This window comes from Bacillus sp. FSL R5-0439, assembly GCF_038008805.1.
Lineage (GTDB): Bacteria > Bacillota > Bacilli > Bacillales > Bacillaceae > Bacillus > Bacillus safensis.
In genome coordinates this window covers 609679-628841 of record NZ_JBBOZW010000001.1, presented here as the reverse complement: position 1 = coordinate 628841, position 19163 = coordinate 609679, and the positions used below count along the sequence as shown (strand labels likewise).

General features: G+C 35.7%; 17 protein-coding genes. 6 read left to right on the top strand and 11 right to left on the bottom strand.

Annotation, left to right across the window (positions count from 1 at the left end; translation table 11 throughout):
• Positions 1-76: 76 nt before the first annotated feature.
• Entirely contained in the window at positions 77-1609 is a 1533-nt protein-coding gene (locus tag NST59_RS03115; protein ID WP_039176892.1) for a multicopper oxidase family protein, read from the top strand.
• 274 nt (positions 1610-1883) lie between these two features.
• Positions 1884-2255, top strand: coding sequence for a carboxymuconolactone decarboxylase family protein (locus tag NST59_RS03110; RefSeq protein ID WP_039176890.1), 372 nt, complete (start codon positions 1884-1886; stop codon positions 2253-2255).
• A 214-nt stretch (positions 2256-2469) separates the two neighbouring features.
• Here the strand turns inward: NST59_RS03110 and NST59_RS03105 are convergent, their stop codons facing one another.
• On the bottom strand, positions 2470-3519 hold the full coding sequence (locus NST59_RS03105; protein ID WP_341040046.1) for a hypothetical protein: 1050 nt from the start codon (positions 3517-3519) through the stop codon (positions 2470-2472).
• Positions 3520-3592: 73 nt separating this feature from the next.
• Entirely contained in the window at positions 3593-3961 is a 369-nt protein-coding gene (locus tag NST59_RS03100; RefSeq protein ID WP_024424478.1) for an RlpA-like double-psi beta-barrel domain-containing protein, read from the bottom strand.
• A gap of 209 nt (positions 3962-4170) precedes the next feature.
• Here NST59_RS03100 and NST59_RS03095 point away from each other — a divergent pair, with 209 nt between their 5' ends.
• The 3 genes from NST59_RS03095 (at position 4171) to NST59_RS03085 (ending at position 5927) form a co-directional block, all read left to right on the top strand.
• A complete protein-coding gene (locus NST59_RS03095; RefSeq protein ID WP_341040044.1) occupies positions 4171-4845 on the top strand; it encodes a hypothetical protein in 675 nt (224 codons plus the stop codon).
• Positions 4846-4970: 125 nt separating this feature from the next.
• A complete protein-coding gene (locus NST59_RS03090) occupies positions 4971-5438 on the top strand; it encodes a hypothetical protein (protein ID WP_039176883.1) in 468 nt (155 codons plus the stop codon).
• A 138-nt stretch (positions 5439-5576) separates the two neighbouring features.
• Positions 5577-5927 carry a DUF4064 domain-containing protein gene (locus NST59_RS03085; RefSeq protein ID WP_341040041.1) on the top strand — a complete coding sequence of 117 codons (351 nt, stop codon included), beginning with the start codon at positions 5577-5579 and terminating at the stop codon, positions 5925-5927.
• A 30-nt stretch (positions 5928-5957) separates the two neighbouring features.
• Here NST59_RS03085 and NST59_RS03080 read toward each other — a convergent pair whose 3' ends face one another.
• Complete coding sequence (locus tag NST59_RS03080; RefSeq protein WP_228280406.1) at positions 5958-6401, bottom strand: hypothetical protein; 444 nt, start codon at positions 6399-6401, stop codon at positions 5958-5960.
• A gap of 236 nt (positions 6402-6637) precedes the next feature.
• On the opposite strand from NST59_RS03080, the gene NST59_RS03075 reads away from it, so the two are divergent.
• The gene (locus tag NST59_RS03075; protein WP_126681416.1) at positions 6638-7174 is read left to right on the top strand and encodes an LptM family lipoprotein; all 537 of its coding nucleotides are present in this window, start codon (positions 6638-6640) and stop codon (positions 7172-7174) included.
• Between the two features lie 143 nt (positions 7175-7317).
• Here NST59_RS03075 and NST59_RS03070 read toward each other — a convergent pair whose 3' ends face one another.
• The 8 genes from NST59_RS03070 to NST59_RS03035 form a co-directional block, all read right to left on the bottom strand.
• A complete protein-coding gene (locus tag NST59_RS03070; RefSeq protein ID WP_087976359.1) occupies positions 7318-7923 on the bottom strand; it encodes an FMN-binding negative transcriptional regulator in 606 nt (201 codons plus the stop codon).
• A 20-nt stretch (positions 7924-7943) separates the two neighbouring features.
• Positions 7944-8462 (bottom strand): GNAT family N-acetyltransferase, encoded by a 519-nt coding sequence (locus tag NST59_RS03065; RefSeq protein ID WP_144490761.1) that lies wholly within the window; start codon positions 8460-8462, stop codon positions 7944-7946.
• Positions 8463-8483: 21 nt separating this feature from the next.
• The gene (locus tag NST59_RS03060) at positions 8484-8936 is read right to left on the bottom strand and encodes a MarR family winged helix-turn-helix transcriptional regulator (protein ID WP_144490760.1); all 453 of its coding nucleotides are present in this window, start codon (positions 8934-8936) and stop codon (positions 8484-8486) included.
• 282 nt (positions 8937-9218) lie between these two features.
• Positions 9219-11153 carry a DUF3732 domain-containing protein gene (locus NST59_RS03055; protein ID WP_341040038.1) on the bottom strand — a complete coding sequence of 645 codons (1935 nt, stop codon included), beginning with the start codon at positions 11151-11153 and terminating at the stop codon, positions 9219-9221.
• The gene (locus NST59_RS03050; RefSeq protein WP_144490758.1) at positions 11150-11641 is read right to left on the bottom strand and encodes a three component ABC system middle component; all 492 of its coding nucleotides are present in this window, start codon (positions 11639-11641) and stop codon (positions 11150-11152) included. The genes NST59_RS03055 and NST59_RS03050 overlap by 4 nt, the downstream gene beginning before the upstream one ends.
• On the bottom strand, positions 11631-12785 hold the full coding sequence (locus NST59_RS03045; RefSeq protein ID WP_144490757.1) for an ABC-three component system protein: 1155 nt from the start codon (positions 12783-12785) through the stop codon (positions 11631-11633). The genes NST59_RS03050 and NST59_RS03045 overlap by 11 nt, the downstream gene beginning before the upstream one ends.
• A gap of 1118 nt (positions 12786-13903) precedes the next feature.
• Positions 13904-14995, bottom strand: a complete 1092-nt coding sequence (locus NST59_RS03040) for a hypothetical protein (RefSeq protein ID WP_144490756.1) — start codon at positions 14993-14995, stop codon at positions 13904-13906.
• Between the two features lie 302 nt (positions 14996-15297).
• Complete coding sequence (locus tag NST59_RS03035) at positions 15298-19068, bottom strand: hypothetical protein (RefSeq protein ID WP_144490755.1); 3771 nt, start codon at positions 19066-19068, stop codon at positions 15298-15300.
• Positions 19069-19163 lie beyond the last annotated feature (95 nt).

Sequence of the window (19163 nt, the reverse complement as noted above, 5' to 3'; positions counted from 1 at the left end):
TTTTTTATTTTATTCACCTATTTGGATGTCCGCACTTATACTGTATCAAATTGTATTTAAGTGAGGATTAGTCAACATGAACCTAGAAAAATTTGTTGACGAGCTTCCAATTCCAGAAGTCGCGGAGCCCGTCAAAAAAAACCCAAGACAAACGTATTATGAAATTGCTATGGAGGAGGTATTCTTAAAAGTTCATAGAGACCTGCCCCCAACCAAGTTATGGACCTATAATGGCAGTTTGCCTGGTCCAACCATTAAAGCCAATCGAAATGAAAAGGTCAAAGTGAAATGGATGAACAAATTGCCATTGAAACATTTCCTCCCTGTCGATCACACCATTCATCCTGGGCATCACGATGAACCAGAGGTCAAAACAGTCGTTCATCTGCATGGCGGTGTCACGCCAGCAAGCAGTGACGGCTACCCAGAGGCCTGGTTTTCAAGGGACTTTGAAGCAACCGGCCCTTTTTTTGAAAGAGAGACTTACGTATACCCGAATCATCAGCAAGCCTGCACATTGTGGTATCACGATCATGCGATGGCATTGACACGACTAAATGTGTACGCCGGTTTAGCTGGGTTTTATTTGATCTCAGATGCATTTGAAAAGTCCTTAGAGCTTCCGAAAGATGACTATGACATTCCTTTAATGATTATGGACCGTACGTTTCAAGAGGATGGCTCACTGTTTTATCCTAGCAGACCAAATGACTCGCCAGAAGACAGTGACATTCCAGACCCATCCATCGTGCCCTTTTTTTGTGGAGAAACAATCTTAGTCAATGGAAAAGTATGGCCGTATTTAGAAGTAGAGCCGCGAAAATACCGTTTTCGTATTTTAAATGCGTCCAATACTAGAACTTATGAGCTGCATCTAGATAACGACGCTACAATCATGCAAATTGGTTCAGATGGGGGCTTTTTGCCAAGACCCGTTCGCCATCAATCATTTAGCATCGCGCCTGCTGAACGTTTCGATGTCATCATCGACTTTTCAGCTTACGAAAACAAAACGATCACTCTCAAAAATACAGCCGGCTGCGGACAGGATGTGAATCCTGAAACAGATGCGAACATTATGCAATTCAAAGTCACACGTCCGCTAAAAGGAAGGGTACCTAAGACATTACGTCCGATTTTCAAACCGCTGCCACCGCTTCGGCCAAGTCGAGCTGATAGAGAGCGTACACTCACACTTACCGGCACACAGGATAAATACGGCCGCCCAATCCTATTGCTCGATAACAACTTTTGGAATGACCCTGTCACGGAAAATCCTCGTCTTGGCAGTCTAGAGGTTTGGTCCATCGTCAATCCAACCAGGGGTACACACCCTATTCATTTGCATCTTGTTCAATTTAGGGTATTAGACAGAAGGCCGTTTGATACAGAAGTCTATCAATCGACAGGAGAAATCGTGTATACAGGGCCAAACGAAGCGCCTCCTTTACATGAACAAGGCTACAAGGACACCATTCAGGCGCATGCAGGTGAAGTCATTCGGATCGTTGCTCGATTTGTTCCATATACCGGCCGATATGTGTGGCATTGTCATATTTTAGAGCATGAAGATTATGACATGATGAGGCCGATGGATATCATTCATTAAAAATGAAACCATTCTTCCGCTAAATGCGTAGAACTTTTATGAAATTGCTGATTACAAAGGGCTAACGGACATCTATTCATTAGCCCTTTTATGATCCATTTCAAAATGGAAAAATAAATCGCATGAATCATTCCTTTGAGGAGCATTACACACTTAAAAAGTTGACGCAGCAAACCGATAATACTACTATATACCCATTACATCTATCAAAAGGCACATAAGCCATAATGAACGAACAAATGGAAAATTGCGATAACAAACGGAGGAGTTCAATTTGAATGAAGAAAAAGAAACTTGCCAGGTCAAACAAGAAACAGCGGCAGGTAACAGAGAGAAGCTTTCAATTCATGAGAACGAGAGCATTCGGTCAAACATTGAACAACTAACCATTGAACTCAGTGAACAAAAAGAATTCAACCACTTCATATTAGATGAAAAACAAAAGGCCATCAGCACATTATCTTCCCTCATCACAAAAGGCGATTGTGATGAAGACTTAAAGACTCATTTTGAACAAGCATTACATATTGGACTTTCTGTCATAGAAATTATGGAGATTATTAAACACTGTACAAAGGTTGCTGGCTTCCCTCACTCCATTAATGCCCTGTTTATCTTTCAAAACTTATTAGATGAAAACAAATAAAACAGAGAAAACGAGATGTCATCAGTCCTCTCGTTTTTTTATGTTCACTCATATTACTCTTTTTCTTTTTCTCTGTCACATAAGCAAAATATGAAAATAGCACTCTTATCACTGTTTAAAAGCTGATTTTCTTCCTATAAACTCACCAATTCTCCAGCATTTCAAGTGACAAAATAAAAAAACGTCCAGTTATATAAATAACTGAACGTTTCCTTTATCGATTGACAGTGAAATTGTTAATGATTCCGCCATCCTTCTCCCAAGCGGCTTCCACTGTTTTCTTCTTCATATTGTATTCAAAGATCGTTCTTACCTTCGCTTTTCGTCCAGTGTCATCCTTTAATTCTTTTGCGTTTTTTGCAACACCTAAGAAATAAACAGACGACCCGTCCGTAGAAAATTGCGGCTGTGCAGCACTTAAAATATGAACATCCTGACTGTTTTTAACGAGTGTCGTCGTTTTTCCTGTTTCTACATCAAGCATTTTAATAGAGGATATTTCTTTTTCTTTACGAACCTTTACTTCTGTATAAATCAATTTCTTATGATCTGGAGAAAATGAGATATCATTGATCGTTTGTGAGATGCGTGCAATGCGTTTCCCCTTCTCACCTGTTTGAAGGGTGATCTTCATGGTTGTTGGTTCAGGATCTCTGCCCTTTTCATTCGCCTCATCGGTTTTTTGATAATCTTCTTTTAAAGAATAATGCTGGATCGCCAAATCATTTGAAGTCGGATCATATGCAAAAGAACTCACCGTATCGTCCTTGCTTTTTTCTGGATACAGCTCCTTCATTTTGTGTGTTTTCAAATCAAAAGACGCGACATAAAATTGCTCTCCAGACTCCTTGTTATACCTAAGAAATAACTTCTTCCCATCACCAGACAGCTTCATACTGTCGATGGAATCATCACTCGTAAACAGTGTTTTTTCTTCTTCAGATTTCACCTTTAATTCCCGAATACTCACCTTTTGCGTATTTTCATCTGTATACGTGTAATATAAAACCTGTTTCGTAGAATCATAAGCAATCGAAGGATATGCTGTCAGTTTCTCCGTATGAAGCGCCCGATCATGCAAGTAATAAGTATTGTTTAACTTTTGATCTGTAAATGAAACGAGCAATTCGTCTTTTGCATCTTGGTTTGTTTTGACTTTCCCTGCATGTTTTGCCTCTTGCCCCGGCTTCATCATGAAGAAAATAACTGCCGCAATTACTGCGACGCCAATGACTGTGATGATCCACCATGTTGATTTTTTCATTGCCTTTCAGACCCTCTCTACAAGAAAAGAAGCCAGAAAATGAACTTTTCCCGCTTCTTTGCATGCCTATGTATTAATAAGTGTAATGCCCTTTTACGACACCTTTACTTGTTTTATACCCAAGTGCTTTGAATGCTTTTGGACTTACGTCTAGTACAGCATTTGGCATTCTGCCTACATCATATTTATATACTGTAATCACTTTATGTGGTTTCGCTTTTGTTGTCACTCTTAGTTTTGTACCTTTTTTCGGTACGTCAAAGCCCATTTTAGTTGCTGCATCCCAATGACCGAGTTTTTTTCCATCTGCGCCTTTTTTACCGACACCATTATACCAAGTAATATTGCCGCTTACTTTTTTTGCACTTGCTCCATGTGAGAAACTGAATGCTAAAAATAAACTAGCTACTGTTACGATTGTCGTGATAAGCTTTTTATTCATTAAGAAATCCTCCGTTTTTGGTTTCTGCACTCATTATACATGAAGATGAACCCAGTTATTTTACAGACACATTACAATTCAAATACAAGTTGACCACTTTATGACCGATTAAGTTCATAAATACTGCCAAAATCAGCTAGAACATTGTAAGTAGCTCCCCTCTTTCATTTTATATAATGAAGGTGAATTAAATTTAAGGGGGAATTTTCATGAAAAAGTGGTTCACTGTATTGATTGTAAGCTTAGCCTTCGTTTTGGTATTTTCAAGTCTTCCTGCCTCAGCGGCTAGTCCTCGTCACGGCGCCATTGTGACACAAACGGATGAAGCCAAATGGTCAGGTATCTCTGCCGATATTGTCCTGCCGAAAACAGCCACCATTAAAAACGGCTATGCGGACTGGTATCTCGGTCTTGGCTCTGCCGTTGTAGAGAGCGGTATTTCAAAAACGTCTTCTGGCTATAAGGTCTTTCTGGGCAGCGGCTCACAAGGCGGCAGTAAATACTGGAACAGCGAATACGATTCAAGTATTAAAGATGGCGCACGCGTAAACTTAAAGCTCATCAACAACGGTGATGGTACAGTGTCACTATACGTCAATGGAAAACTGCGCTATAAGCAGCCTGTTTACAACCCTAGCCGTCTGAAAAATCTTGATGTTGTCAAAATGGTACACGGCGTACAGGATAATGGAACAAACAGCTATTCACAAGCAAGCTTCTCAAATGTACAGCTTCGTGCAAATACATCAGGAAGTGTTTATAAAAATTGGGATGGGTCAATCAAATCATCGCTTTTACGTAAAAATTTAGAATCTGGTGCTGCCACTCCTAAATTCACCGTTATTTCTTCTATCCCATTAAGTACAAGCCTTTCAGCACAATAAGAAATAAAGCACCCGATAGAGGGTGCTTTTTATTGTTCACAGCTTATCAACACTTCTCTTTTAATCAAAACAAGGATTCGTGGTAACATAAGCATACATACTTCGAAGAAAAAAGGAGATCGAACGTGAAAAAAAGTCTACTTGTTTTCATGAGTCTAGTTGCAAGTCTCTGCATTCTAGCAGCTTGCTCAAATACGACAAAAGAACAAAAAACAGAAACGAAGGCACTTCCAACAATTAATGAACGCATTCAAAAGGAAACGAAAGAAGTGATGGAGCAGTCTAAGCTCATCAAAGACACTGACATCACCGTTGATCAAAAGAAAAAAATCATTTCTTTAAACGTAACAGCTTCCTCTGATACCAATAGTGATTATGCTGAAGTCATCGGTTTAAACTTTGCCAAGACGCTGGCCATTGGAGCATCGACCGAAAAAGAAAACAATCTGCACAAACCAGAAAACGACAGCCTCGGCGCCCTCTATTCCTTTTATGACCTAAACATCACCGTGAAACAAGAAAACGGCAAGGTGCTGGCAAAGGGAACGAAAAAAACAAATGAAACAAAAATTACTTGGGAAAGAGCCCAATAACTGGACAAGAAAATCCTTTATGGATTTTCTTCTTTTTTTTAACAAAACTATTAACATTATGAAAGAAATGCCGATTAGTAAGATTGTGTTGGTTCTTAAGTACCAATAATTCTTATTTACATATCGGAGGAAAGTATTATGAAAAGAACGACAGAATTTGTTTTAGGTTTAATTGGAGGTATTTTTGGATTTTTCGGCGCAATGTTCGCTCTTGCTTTCGGAGGAATCGATGCAGCATTTAGCGATTCAGGCACCAGTGAAATTACAGGATTAGGCTGGGCAGCAATGCTTTTCTCTATTCTTGCCATTGTCTCATCTGTCATTGTAAAGAAAAAAGCAAAGCTTGGTGGAATTCTGTTATTAGTATCTGCTGCTGGTGGCATTATTTCTATTTCTATGTTCTTCATCCTTCCAGCTGTATTAATCATCATTGCAGGCTGCATGGGCGTGTTTAGAAAAGAGCCTGTCGTCAATAACACAACTGTATAAGTAGAGAGAATAAAGCTTGTAGAGATTGCTCTACAAGCCTTTTCTCTCTACTTTTTGTAATTCATATTGTATGGCAACAACTAACTCTATTATGTTTTCATCTGTCCAAAGATCCAACATAAATAGAATGTCATTCATCATCTGTGACAAATCTTCCCGGCTCATCAATTCTTCTTTGTAAGCAGGGACAACAAAGAAATAGAGTAGATCAGCCAATTCAAGAGCGACACGTACATCTTTTTCATCCATGATGGCTTTATGCAAAGAGTGGATCAGCCATTTGAGGTCTTCATGATTTTCAATAGGAACATACATCAATTGGTGAATTTCATCGATGTTCCTTACCTTTAGAATCCTCTCAGCTGATTCCTTTGAAAGAGCCCCAATTGTATTTGAAGATATATTCAGAAACAAGAATTCATGTTGATCCTCTCTATTAACCGTCTTGATTGACGAACCATCCATTTCAATCACTCCCAATCCCTTATAATAATTCTATTATAAGGAAATTCAAGTTCGTTTTAAGTCATCAGAAGTGGATTTTAAGTAATTTTAAGCTAACTGGTTTATCAAAAAACACTTAAAAACAATTATTTTCTATTTTTATCATTTTTTGTTGATTTGTAGGTTCTTTTATCCTATTATAATAGTCATAGTCAATGTATAAGCAAAAGACGCTTATATAAATTAAACAAAAGGGGATTTTCATTTTGAAGAAATTCTATGCTTTATTTTTAGCTTTAGGGCTAACATTTACACTTGCTGCTTGCGGCTCAACAGAAGATGTGTCTACAGGTGCGTCTAAAGAAAAAGAGTCTACAAGCACAAAAACACAATCAAAAAACAAAAAAGATGATGGTTCAAAGAAAATAAATGCGAGCAAACACAAAACAACTGCTCAAGGAATGAAAGTAAACCTTGGCGAAATTAAAATTATGAAGGATAGAATCAATGTTGGAATGAATATTGAAAATACGACAGATAAAGTTCTAAACTTCTATCCAGATCAAGGTAAAGCTGTAGCAGGAAGCATGCAACTAGATGCGAATATGTTTATGACTGATGGTGATATTGGTGGCGAAGTTGAAGGTGGCGTTAAACAAGATGGTGTTATTCAATTCTTAGCTCCCGAAGGCAAAGAGATCAACATTAAAAACATCAAAGAATTAAAGCTGAAATTTGGAAATGTCACAACTGACGATTACATGAATAGTAAAGACGTGACATTCACAGTTAAAGTAAAATAAACTTTCACTAATGCCCTTGAATGATGAGGGCTTTTTTTATCACCACTAAAAAACACTTTCCTAGAAGAAAGTGTTTTTGTTTATAAGTAACGTTTCATTCTTTTTATTACTCCATAAGGATAACTAATCTTTCGAGAAGTCTCTTAAATGGAACTCTTTTTCATCTCCTCAGCCATTTCCACTTCACCCTCTGCTTCCAGCTGTTCAATGATGCGGATATAATCCCTTTCGTGGCGATTTTGGCTTAATTTAAAAGCAGCCTGAACTTCATCAATGATGATCTTAAAGCCTACAATGCCTTTCATTTGCTTCTCTAACAGTTCCTCAGACAACGTATCCCATAGCACCGGCTGTTCTCTGTGACTTTCGTATGTCTCCAGCATTGTGGTTAATTCCTTAACCAGTTCCGATTTTTCAAGCAGTTCCGCCTTTCCATAAACATGAACAGCCTGGTAATTCCATGTTGGTACTGCTTCTTTTTCATACCATGAAGAAGATATGTAGGCATGCGGCCCTTGAAAGATGACGAGCGTCTTCTCGCTCTCTTCAAACGTTTTCCACTGAGGATTCCCAATCGCCATATGCCCTGAGATCACATACGAATCTCCAACTTGATGAAAACTCACTGGAATATGTGTCGCAATGGGCTTTTCATTCATTGTCGTCACAACTGTAGCAAATGAATGAGATTGAATAAATGATTTGATTTTCTCCATATCTTTCACTCGAAAAAATGATGGGATATGCATGTACCCTTCCTCCTTTTTGATCAGCTCAATGTTTTGGTCATAATGTAATCCATTTGCTCTTCGTCCCCCATGAGAAAGGCGTGCACCCCTGTTCGAACAAACCCAAGCTTTTGATAGAAAGCAATGGCCGCTCTATTGTGCTCCCACACCCCAAGCCAAACATCCCGTTTATGATGATTTTTCGCAATTTCAATGGCTTGATCGATTAAATATCTGCCTAACCCTTGCTTTTGAAAGGACTGCTTGATATAAATTCTTTCAATCTCTAACGCGTCATTGCCCATCTCTTCTGATTGGGCATCATTCATATTGATCTTCAAATAACCAGCTACTTCCCCATTCACTTGAACAAAATAAAACTGTGATGAAGGATGCTGTAATTCCTTTAACAGCTGGTTTAGGTGAAAAGCTGTCTTCACATACGCTTCGATATGTTCCACTTTGTTTTGATCCAGAAAGGTTTCTTTAAACGTATCGGTTCCAATTTTCTGAAGCTCCTTTACATGTTGTTCATTGCACCGAATGAAAGTGACGGTCATAAAGTCGTCCCTCCTTATTAATTAGTAGTCTCTCTTTATCCCTTTTTTCACACCTTCCCAGTCCTTTTCTATATTCTTTCGCACCCTGAGAAGATACTCATAAATCTGTTCCGCTTCTTCCTTAGAAAACCCATCCAGCGCCACTTGATTCGAATAATCATGTTCTCGTTTAATCATTGGGTAGACCGCTTCCCCTTTTTTAGTTGGAAACAGCTTTTTGATTTTTTTATTCACACGATCATTCTTTTTCTCAATAAACCCATGCAGTTCTAGCTTTTTGATAGCCCGAGCAGCCGTAGTTCGATCCACCTTAATCATTTCCGCCAACTTTTCCTGAATGATACCAGGCTCCTCACAAATACGCACAAGATACAAATACTGCCCCTTCGTTAAATCGTACTCTTTAAATTCAATATTACTAATGGAATCAAGCGCCCGAGCAATGACGCCAATCTCCTGCAAAATCTCTCTCATTTATCACGACTCCTCTTTGTTGCATTTACAACAAATTATTAAAATTAGTATATTGCATTAATGTTGTATTTGCAATAAAAAACCCACTTCCTCTGTGGAAGTGGGTTTCAACCTCTTATTTATCACGATTTTTTGATCCAAACAATCCAAACACGACAGCCAGTACAACAATAATCGCCACCAAAGTCGTCAAGCCCATACGATCACCGCTTTTCTTTTTAAAATCACCCATTCTCTTCATATTGGGTAAAGAGGAAACCCACTTTAGGAAAAAATATAAATTTATATTAAAGCTTTCCCGTTTCTCCAATCTCCCCTTACATAAGAAGCAAATTCATCTTTAACTTCTAAATCTTGTCCATCAACGTGATCAACTATCAATATTTGTGGAACAATACCAGTATCTTCACCAATGGAATTGATTTCTTCAAATATAGTTTTATACATTTGATTAACTGCTTTTAAATCAGAGTCTGATAATTCATTCCTTTTATTCTTTTCAAATGCCCCTTGTGGAAAGTAAACTTGGCTAGGTTGATCAAAAAACATTATTAACGGCATCGGTGAATGCTCTTGAGTAGCGAAATATCTTAAAAAACTTAAAAATAGCGCGATATGGCACGATACCCAGTTTGCTCCACTCCCCATTTCATAAAGGTGAATTTTATCATTTTTTTGCAGTTGATAAACGTCGAAAGTTTCATCCATAAGTCCAAAGTGTAAATTTAAAGGGCGATATTCTTCTTCAAAATCTAAAGTAAAAGATAAACGATTCATATTATCAGATAGGAAGGTTTGCGCTTTTGCCTTCTTATTATCTAAATTAAACCCACTTATCTTAACTTCTAATTGAGAAATTTTCGTTTTCAAATCTTCTATATCCTCATCTACAGTGTCCAACAAGCCTGAATTGGCCATCTCTGAATATAATTCAATTCTGGCTTTCGCATAATTAACTTTTTCTCTTTTTGAAACAAGCTCTTTTGAATTGATAAATTTTCGTTCAATGTTTTTAATCTGCTGCCATACATCTTTTATTCTATTTTCTATTACCCCATGTGCATCTTTAAGCTTTCGAATATCCTCTGAGAAATCATTCGTGAACTTACTAGTAATCATCAATTCCTTATCAAGCCATACAGAAGCTTCTAAGAGTGTAGCGTCATCCTCAGAAATTTCTTCACAAATACCTCCACATAAAGGACATGAATATTCGTTTACGAAGCCTCCAGAAATACTAGTCTGATCTTTCAATTCCTGTAACATTCCCGTGAAGTTTTTACCATTTTGGCTTGCATTATCTAAATTATCAATTCTAAGCAAAGCTTCTCTCTCTTGATCCCTTAATTCATCTAACTCATTATTAAGCTGACGGTATCTTTTGGCGATTCCATTCTCATTGAAAAGTTGATTATTGTCAAATTTAGGTAAATTCGAAGCGAGTTTAAGCATTTTTTGCATCGTGATATTTGAGTTAAATGGCAAATCTAACAAAGCGTAATAATCTTTTAACAGAGGTTTTAAATGCTCTTTAATATATGTTGAACTTTTCTTGTTTGCCTTTTGGGTCTTTTGTTTTTTCTTCAATTGAGCCTTTAAATTATTTAGTTGGATTAATTCGCTATAATATTGTTGTCCAATCATTCCTGCAAAAACAGGGAATTGCTCTATAATATCTTTTCTTTTATAATAGTCAGAGAATCTATAAAATAATGCAAATTTACTTGCCATTAAATTTTGATGTTGAAAAAGATATGATACCATATTTCTTAATGATGCTTTTTTACCATGCTTTTCACTCTCAGTAACAATATTTGTTACATATAATCCCAATGCAGATTCAATAGCATATTGTGCATCCTTTACGGATAACATGGGCTTATTCTCAAAGTATTCTAATGTTATATTATCTATTGGAAAATCTGAGGATTCTTTTAAAACATACATTTTCCCTCCATTTTCTGAATTATATCTAGCAACTACATATGTACTTTTGTTGATTAGTATAGGCATGACATAAAGATATGAAAAATCTGTTATTTTTCCTTTTGGTATGGTCGATCTTGAACTGCATAAACAATAATCTATTATTTCGACTAGAGCACTTTTACCAGTTTTAGATTCTCCCGTTACAATATTGACTCCCGGTTGTAACGGAACACTACGTAATTCTCCTGATTCATTAAACATCATAATAGCCTTTAAGTAGCTTTTCATTCTCTTCCCACCCCCAAGAAGTAATTTAAATGATCTTCATTAGTCTTAGCAAAAACAACGCCTAAATAATGTGCTGCCCTAATCCACTGTCTTGATGGACTATCAAAATTCAAATAACTTATTGGCTCTAAAAGTATTATTTTTTTTTCATTTATTACAATCTTCTTTTTCGAGTACAAAATCACTACCGCCTTTTTCGAAAAAGGTTTAAGTTCATTGAATCGACTTAAATATCCTGAAAGCGACACTTTCCCTGAAACTTTAGTATCTTCATTAAATGTTTCTGGTTTATTAAATAAAGTTTCCATTTTACTATTACTTCTTGCAGAATCTAATTTTTTTCTTGATTCAGAATTTAATAGAATAGGTAACGCCATAAATACTAATCTTACCTCACAAGGCTTATTATATCCTGATAAAAAGCCTTGCAAGAGTACACTATAAAAATGAGCATTCATTGATAAAGCCTGTATACTCTCAATACTCATCTTCTTCACCTACATCCCAGCTGAACTTTTTATCGTCAACAATAGTATGAATAATACCTCTCTGAAAGTAGCCCTGATTTCTAACTATTGATCCAATATCTTTTGCATCCCATCTCATAACCTCTGTGTACATTAGTTTTGAATGTTTAATCTTGATATTCCTATTTCTCCCCTCAGTCTCAATAACTTTACTTTCTTTTATATATTTTAATTGTTCTTCCAACTCATTTTTATATAGTGGCAAACTTTTGAGATATAAAAAGTCATCTTTAAAATATCTCATAACTGTCATTTCAGCTTTCCAATAATCGGAAACCGCATATGGAATTTGTTTATCATATTCAATTTTTCGAATGGCCTCTACAAATTCCTTATTTAGTAGTGATTGTACGGTTTGTTCAGAAATATTTACCTCTGCAAAATCACTCGGTAACGGTTGTTCACTTGGAATTGAGTAAGCAGGTGATTCTTGCTGTAACATTTTATCAAATTCCTCTCTAGTAACCTCCCAACGGTGCGGGGGGTCTTTAACTATAGAAACAATTCGTCCAAGTAATGCCCCAATATAATAATCGCGATTTTCTTCTGGAATATGTCCTATATAGGAACTAAATTCTTTTGAAACACCTGAAATTTTATTTTGAGAGGCTTCTATAGTGAATCTTGATAATATATCTAATAATTTAACCTCATCATATATTCCTTTTGCAAAAATTTTATTGTAATACTTTCTAAAAGTCTCTTCTCTTTTTCTAGTAAATTGTCCAATTGATTGCAGAACCGCGATTTTATCATTAGGTTCTTTAGTATTCCAATTACAAAAAGGAGAATCAGAAGATATTGTAGCTGTTGTGTATAAAATTAAACTTGAGAAACTTGTAATTCTATCATATTCTATATACCAATTAGATAAAGTTTTCCAAAAATCTATATCTCTAACAGAAAGTCTTTTTTCACCAAAATGATGCTTCACCTCTCTCTGATACGATTTCTTTGTTGTCGCCGTAACAAGGCTAACATCACCATTTACCTCAATTTGCAGTTTATCCCCATTATTTAATTTAAAGCAATCACGTAAAGCAATGTAATATTGAAAAATATCACCAGCTTTCACCAGAGTTGCATCGTTTATAGATCTATTCATAATATCACCACGAATTAATATATTTTAACAATTATAACATATTTATCTTTATGTTGTTGTTTTCCCCAATAAGATTCCTGGAATTAAAAGTATTTCAATTCACACATTTTTTAGGAAATAAACCTATAGAAAATATAAATGTTGTGAAAACCATTGGTGAGAAAAAAAGAATTGCCTTTTTGTGTTTCTTATTTATAAGGTAATCAACTTTTCACTTTAAGATTTACTTTATAAAACTAATGAATTATAAAATTCTAATATTTCCGGAAAAAATAATCAGGTTTTTGAATAGTTTGAATAAATTTGAGAATTTCCGATAACAAATGGATAATCCAAAGAAAAGACAAATATGAAGGGATGACATGGTAGAACTAGATTTCATCTATGCTTTGAAGGAGCATATAAGATTGCAAGATAAGATCAACAAGCTGTTAGGAGATGTTTCCTATACCATTATTTTAGTTCAGCTAAGATGCACAATAATATGGATATCCCATCATGATTAAAAATATGCGAGAGAGCGAATGAAAAGGCTACTAAAATAAACAACCTCAATGAGGGTTTGACTTAGCACAGTTTAAAATAAAAACCATGTATAACTTCTTGCAAAACCCGTGTTTCTCTTGAACAAATTTTGAACCGTCTTGGTCACAAAGAAAGAATAAATGAAAAAAGAAGCTTCTCAAAAGTTCGGAGAACTAATGAAAAGCCTCTAATTTATCTATGTGGCATCAAAATGGCACCAAAATGAGTGTGACTTACGGATAAACCCTTATTAATCAAGGGTTTAATTCCGTAATTACATCATGCCGCCCATATCTCCACTGCTTTGTAACATGTTTAATATGAGTTGACGAAAGTTAAATAATCCGCGCTATTAAAGGCTTTATTGAAGGTAATAGTGTAACAACTTTAACATTAATTAACGTAGTAACACAGGGTTATGTTACCCTTTTGTTACTCCGTTTTTAATTAATAGTACAGTTGTATATCAGATATTACCTTGTTAATTGTTAAAAATTAAATAGGCCATATAGGAACTGTATTCGGATCTTTTTAAAGTGGCTAAAAACAGTCAATATTTATTACTAAAGAAATATAAGTGGTAGTTATAACTGTTATTCTTTAAACACCTCTTCGATTAAGTCTCCTCGAAAAGCATCTAGAATGAGATCAGGATCATTAAAAAAGTGAAGAATTAGTTTTGCCCAATCTAACACCTTAATTTCTCCCTCCACTAGCCATTGTTTTATATGCCAGTCTGCATGAGCACTTATTTGCTGACTAATTCTTAATTTATAACTTTCATTCCTATAAATGTTGATAGATCCATCAACATGAACAAACGCATTTAAAGTTGGTTCATATATGGAGTGCAAATATCTCGTAACAAAATATTCTTGTTCATCTCTACCGTGAATATCCCAAAGTTCCTCAACCTCAATCCACCGCTCCTCATCTTTCCTATATGATATTTTAAATTGAATTTTTTTCATTGTCTTTGGATTATAAACGCAAAAGTATTCGTTCTTTCCTGTATGAAGCGGAAAGTTAATATTATCGAGATTAATCTCTCTTCCCTGATAAACTTCGGAAAGTTCTCTATAAAACGGCTTATAACTATGCTTATCAATACTAAGGTTGTTATCTAGCCGATAAAATACTGAGTTATTATTTTCCAATTGGCCAAGAAGTAAATTTATCAATTCCGGAGGGAATTTGGCATCTCTTTTTGTTACCACTAAAGGGCTATAGTAATAAAATTTATGATCGAAGAAAATCCCCTGATGATTAGCAGTACATTCGTCATTCAACAAAACAATACCGTACTTCTCATCAGCAAATTCAGGGAGGTTTTCTAATGGAACAGTAAAAATCGTTACTATATCTAGCTCTTTTTGTAAAAAGCTTAAAATAACTAGAGGTGTTTCTACCTCTGTCTCATCTAACAAGTAAGCTAAATAAGGCTCTACTTCCCATAAATACTTTATAAGTTCTTTCCTATCAATTTTACATTGCTTCCTCGTTGCTTCAATTTCAGCTAATGCAGGTAATATTATATCTCGGTGACTATTTTCTTCCAAAATATTTTCTATTTTCCAAACCTCATAATAGGCGAACCTCATTGAAAATAAAAAATACACAGCTTTCATAATTGTTTCATTTCGTCTAAAATTTGTTACTAATTCATCAATGACATCTGTACTCATTATGATACCTTCTTTTTATTTATTATCTATTATTCTTTCTCCACTTAGCCTATTAATTCACATAACTCTGTAAGAGTAATTATTAACTGAATTATGAAAATAATCAACCATAACCTGGATAGTTATGTAACCATTTGGAATTATTAAAGGCTAATTTTATGTTAAGGAAGATAACAAATGAAAAAACCAGAAATACGAAAAGCACATTGTTAACAGAAAAATTTTCACAAAAAAATAGCTCCCCTTTTTATTGGGAGCTACTTTCCTATAACAGAAGTGTTACTTTCTCAATCATAGTAGGATTAATACCTTAGATCATTTTCCTCTTCTCGTTGCTTCTCTCTATCGATTGCGCTGATTAATCTCTCTATATGGGTACAAGCCCAATCCCTCACCTTTGACAGTTTATGCTTTTCAAATGACTTGAAAATAGACATCTGTTCTTGATAGTACGGGATCAGAGAGCCAGACCAACCGAATGTATTTAGACGCCTGCTGATATTTCTTAACACTTTTTCATTATCACCATGCTCAGAGACTAAATAGTATGCGATCGGGTTTATTTTTTCATCGTTATCTCCCAGCACAGGTACAACTGTTGAAAGTAACTCAGGGCCCTTTTCATGTTCTTCACACCAATTTTTTAAAACTTCATATGGAACTCTTTCCAATAACCAAAATCTTTCATCCAACATACCTGGCTCTAATATATCAATCGTATTATATACTACTATGTTATCATCAGAGAGCAACGCTTCACTTAACACTGGCCAACAGTAATGCCATCCTGATTCCATTAGGATATTAATATAACTCCTTAGATTCTGAATCTGATCAAAATTCAACCTTTCTCTTAGTGATTCAACTATTTCTTTAGCAATAGAAGAATTAAAACTTTCTATTTCATCTTCATTGTATTGAACAAACTTTTTAGCAACATCACCAATTTCGTAGCTATCAATTTTCCCATTGATAAAGACACCTGGTGAAAGAAGCAATTCTTTAAATGTACTTGCTAACGCTCGGAATTTTTCAACATCTCCGTAAGTGTACATATAAAGAATACGCCAACCGACTGAAAAGCCTTCATCTCGATGCTCAATCACTTCAGAGATAAACCTTAACACAATATCTGGAGCTAAATGATCTAACACGCTTCCGTACGAAAAAATGTTCAATGTATTAACATTAATTTTTCCCGCTCTTAATAATTCCATAATTCTAATTAGATCTTGTTCAGCAATTTTAATGAATCGCGTTAGTTCTACAGTGAATTGGCTAAAATCCAAACATTGTGACATCTCATCTAACAGATTATTTACTAATTCAGGTTCTTTAATTTGCAAGGCTGCTAATACCCCACCGACAAAAGATAAGTTAACATTTTCGATTTTCATATTAACTGTCTCTTTTAAAGTACTTATTATCTTAGAGAGGAGGTATTCAGGATCTTCAACTAAATTACTGATTTCATAACCAAAGATGTATGCTTTTCTTTGTTCTCCAATTAAAATCAACTGTAAATTATCTAATAACTCATTATAGTGATTCTGAACAGTGTGTAAGGCAAGCTCTTTTGCTTTTTCAGCTGCCTTATCAATGTATTTTCCTGTATCATCTTTTTCATGAGACCATGGTGGAATGCTTACAACTAATTTCAATTGATCTAAAAAATCATCTGGTTGTAACCATTTAGACCATTTTTTAAGACGTTCTAATTCCTCCTTTGGAATTTTAAGTCCTTCATACTTAATAGTATCCGTTATAGCTCCTAATGCACTTGGCCAAAAAGGTCCTCTTTTATCAATTATTGCTTGTAAAGCAATTTCAATCTCTTCTACTCTTCCATAAGAAACTAAACCCCGAATGCTTTTTGCTATTAATTCACATGCCTTCTCAGACATTTCTTCACTTTCTATTGCTATTCGAGTTAGCCTTTCGAGAGCGCTCTTCCAATACTCAAACACTTCATTCCAAGTCTTGGGTCTCCACTCCTGTTGTACTGGTCTACTCCCTTGTTTTTCAACTCCCACCATCCGATTAAAATGCTGGGTTTGCAAAGCATGTCCCAATGCTTCGACTCCTAATAGCTGTACTTCAGGCGATTTAGATTCTAAGGCATAATCTATTATCTTTATTCTTACATCGGGATGGGCTTGTGTCCCCGATAAAACATAATGAAATAGCTGTAGAAACTGTGCTGTTGCGTTGTTACCCCAACTTTCATTTTCTGCTGCAGCAAATAGTAATAATACCCTTGATGCTGATTCAAATGTTTCTTCCCAAAAACATAATTTTTCTAATGCCCAGATTATATTTCTTCTTCCCGGGCCTACTTGTAATAAGTCTTCAATACTCATTGATCCAAAAACTCTATTAAGTGCTCTTGTTGTAGCTACGGGGTTCACCTCTACTAAAGAGCGGAAGAGACGGGAACCATTTTCAGAATTTAGAACTTCCGCTTGGCCAAAAGGGGCTCGCTCTCCACATAAACTCGATGTTAATTCCTGCGCTTTAGGTAGAAAGTGGAGTTTTGCCATCTGATCACAGAGGGTTTCAGACATTCCATTCGGCATATCTGCTGTAACAATTTGATATGCCCTTTCGGGTGGACAGTTTTTCCACCAATCCGTAGCTAAGCGTATAGCTAACGGTTGCGGGGTAACTCTGATGTATCTTCCCCTTACGTCTAATATTCCCCTGTCAATAAAATACTGACAAGCACTATAGAATTCTTCATCAGTAATTTTACATATATTTTCTGTTATAAACTTACGTTGTGATGTAACCTCACCATCAAACCCCACGTATTCAAACAGGGCACAGGCCGATATAGCTTTATGTTTTACAGGGTCCTTGCCGTTTCTACCCCATAGCAGTTTATCTATTAAAACATCGTCTCTTAAGCTCCCAATATCGTCATCTTTGTTAAGTCTAGCTCTTGCTAAGAGCACAGCAATTTTAGGGAAACCTTGAGCAAAATCAACAATTCGTTCAATATCCTCTGGAGATATACCGGGATAACCTTGAGAAATGATCCCCTTAATTATTTCATTTGATACCTGTTTCAATTCAATATAAGGATGGTCAGAATTATGTCTCTCAGGATTAAAATCTAATGTTAGTAAATTCAATTGGCTTTCTGAGTGCTCTATTTCTTCCTTTAACATGCTATGCATTTCAGGATTGCAATTATCAACAATAACAGTGCCCCTCAAGCCTTGTGTTCTCCAAGTTGCAATAATAGCAGGTAATCCAACAGAATTAACGGCTGCATCCAAGTATATGACTTGATTACTTCTTGACAGTTGTTCTACATTACTTGAATCCTCTGGCGGGCGAAATGCTTCAAAGGCCAATCTCGTTTTACCTAAACCTGATAAACCTATAATGCGCGCAATCTTTCTAACACCTACAAAGTGGCTTCTTATTTGAGAAATATTGGACTCATTCGAATCATCTACTACATATGTGTAGCTATTTTCTTGATAACCACTCCAGTCTTTCCATGTCTTCGCACCATTTGGCAAGTATTTGCCTACCCATTTCCAAACAGCAACAACAGCTGAAATGGACTCGTTAGCCCAATTAGCTATTTTCCCTGCATCATAAATGTGAATAGACACAGATTTGCCATCTCCTTCAAATGAAGAATTACCAATTGCTTCTCTAAATGACTTAATTCTCGCTTTTTGCTGTTGTTCATTTAGAGTACGATTATGAAAAAGAATATATGCTCCAACATTCTCGATGACTTCTTTAACCATTGGTTTAAGTTCTTGATCATCTGAGAGAATTTCATCTTTGCATTTTGATGGAGGCATATCTGTAGCTTTACATTGAAACATTGTAAAACGGTTTGGCAGCCAATTTGTTTTATTAACTCCTCCCTCCCATTTTATCCTTCCATCTTCTCCACCGTCTGGGACAGTAATATTAAGAGCCACTCCAACTGAATTAGTCGAAATCTCCCATTTTTCCGCCTCAAAATATAACAACATTGATAACAATTCTGTTAGTTGTCGGTCCGATAATTTTTCTATATCGACGTTATCCACTTTTAAAAATTCCATTCTGCTCTCCTTTCTCAAAAAGACCTATATAATTACATACTGTATAAGCCTACTTCACCAAAGATCATATATATTTTTTATTACTCTTCTATGAA